At 44.3% G+C, this 1429-nt stretch carries 2 protein-coding genes and 1 pseudogene; all 3 read left to right on the forward strand.

The window, feature by feature from the left end:
* A pseudogene (locus KQI83_RS13045) lies at window positions 1–135 on the forward strand (elongation factor G); the annotation flags it as partial.
* A gap of 50 nt (window positions 136–185) precedes the next feature.
* Complete coding sequence (locus KQI83_RS13050; protein WP_002586626.1) at window positions 186–953, forward strand: class I SAM-dependent methyltransferase; 768 nt, start codon at window positions 186–188, stop codon at window positions 951–953.
* Between the two features lie 171 nt (window positions 954–1124).
* A partial coding sequence (locus KQI83_RS13055) for a sigma-70 family RNA polymerase sigma factor (RefSeq protein WP_216558876.1) occupies window positions 1125–1429 on the forward strand: 305 nt, incomplete at its 3' end.

Below are 1429 nucleotides of genomic sequence, written 5' to 3' on the forward strand. Positions count from 1 at the left end.
TACACCAACGGGCGGAGCGTATGCCTTACAGAGCTGAAAGGATATCAGGCCGCTGTCGGTCAGCCGGTCATCCAGCCCCGCCGTCCAAACAGCCGCCTGGACAAGGTGCGCCATATGTTTCAGAAGGTAATGTAAAGATACATAATCGTCAAGACGGCAACAATCAGAAGTTATGGAGGGTAACAATGGAATATAGTAAGGAAGATTTAATGGAAGCAAAAAAGCAAATTTGGGGAGTGGGAGAGAACATGGGAACAGAGGAAAGTAAAAAAATCTGGGAGGAGAACGCACAATTTTGGGATAATGCAATGGGTGACGAATCTAATGAATTTCACAGAGAGGTAGTGCGTCCCAAAGTAACGGAACTTCTATCTCCTAATCCTGCGGATTACATTTTGGATATTGCGTGTGGCAATGGAAATTATTCTTCGTATCTTGCACAAAGAGGCGCTTCGGTTGTCGCTTTTGATTACAGCAAAAAAATGATAGAATTGGCTAAAAGACGGCAATCACAATATGCAAAACAAATTGAATTTTGTGTGGCGGATGCGACCGATAGAAAAAGTATATTAGAATTAAAAAGAAATCGAGCCTTTACGAAAGCAGTTTCTAATATGGCAATTATGGATATTACGGATATTGAACCACTTCTTATGGCTGTTTATGAACTGTTGCAGGAAAGCGGAATTTTTGTCTTTGCAACGCAACACCCTTGTTTTGTCACGTTGACTGAAAAATATATGACACCGCACAGTTACTATGATATAGCGATTGAAGGGCAACCGAAAGAGCAGATTTATTATCATCGTTCCATACAAGATATTTTTAACCTTTGTTTTAGAGCTGGATTTGTCATTGATGGATTTTATGAAGAATGTTTTAAAACCAACAAAGAAATTCCTATGGTAATGATAGTAAGGCTTAAGAAGGTAAAACGTGATAGCTTAAAATAAATTCAAGTTTGTCGGGTAAATAGCAAACCCAGCCGAGCCAGTCAACGGTCAAGATGAACGGCGCATATGCGCAGCCGTTGACAGCCCCGCCCGCCTTTGCTGGTAGGCAATCAAGGGGCGACAGCAAGAAGTGCCACCGCCCCGCACTATTATTCAGAAAGGGGAATTTCCATGACCGACCAGATAGCCTATCAAGAATATATCCAGCGCAGGTACAACGCCTTTTGCAAGACTGTTATCCGCTGTGCCGCCTTGGACAAGATTTTGAAGCTTAAACGGCAATGGGAACGGCAAGTTTCCCTTGACTATCTGATGAACGAGAAGTTTGTCCAGTTTGCCGCGTCGGAGCCGGACGAGGAATACCCATTTACCGTCTGCGGTCAGACCGTCCTGCTCTGCAACGCCGCCCTTGCCGACGCGATCTCTGTTTTGCCGGAGCAGACGCGGGAAGAAATCCTGCGCTATTACTTTCTGCG

It is taken from the genome of Roseburia sp. MSJ-14, from assembly GCF_018918225.1.
Taxonomy (GTDB): Bacteria; Bacillota; Clostridia; order Lachnospirales; family Lachnospiraceae; genus Petralouisia.

Excerpts from the sequence above, each read along its gene's own strand:
- KQI83_RS13050 (WP_002586626.1), top strand. The coding sequence starts at position 186 with ATGGAATATAGTAAGGAAGATTTAATGGAAGCAAAAAAGCAAATTTGG.